The sequence below is a fragment of the Phaeospirillum tilakii genome, assembly GCF_042683125.1.
GTDB classification, from domain to species: Bacteria; Pseudomonadota; Alphaproteobacteria; order Rhodospirillales; family Magnetospirillaceae; genus Phaeospirillum; species Phaeospirillum tilakii.
Window position 1 is genome coordinate 1 of the sequence record NZ_JBHUIY010000124.1, and the last position, 570, is coordinate 570.

The window sequence follows — 570 nt, forward strand, 5'->3', positions numbered from 1 at the left end:
ATGGGCGCCGATGCGTGCACCGTCACCGATGATGGCACCGGCCTCGACGACCGCGAGCGGGCCGATCTCGACGCCCTGCCCCAGCGTCGCCTCGGGCGACACGATCGCGCTCGGATGCACGCCCGCGTTGGCGGCCGGGCGCGTGCGGGCGGCCCACCACTGGGTCAGGCGCGCGACTGCGATGTCGTCGAAGCGGATCTTGGTCAGCGAGGTCGCATGGCCGTCGCCGCGTTTCGGGTCGGCATTGACCTTGTCGACCAGCTGCTTGACGGTGTGGACGCCGTCGCCGATGACATGCGGCGGGTCGCGGCGGGCGGCAGCGATCAGCTTGTCGCCGATCACCAGCAGCCGGTAGTCGCCGCCGGGCAGGAATTTCTCGACCATGACCTGGCCGATCTCGTCGGCGGCCTTGTAGGCGATGTCGAAGTGGGCGCGGTCCACGACGTTGACGGTGACGCCCTTGCCCTGGTTGCCGTCCTGCGGCTTGACGACGACCGGCAGGCCAATTTCCAGCGCCACGGCCCAGCCGTCGTCGGGTGAATCGACCGGCCGACCGATGGGCACCGGCAC

General features: G+C 70.4%; 1 protein-coding gene. It reads right to left on the reverse strand.

Translation table 11 applies throughout. The features are described 5' to 3' along the window. A partial coding sequence (locus ACFSNB_RS18805; RefSeq protein ID WP_465264585.1) for an ATP-binding protein occupies positions 1–570 on the reverse strand: 570 nt, incomplete at both ends.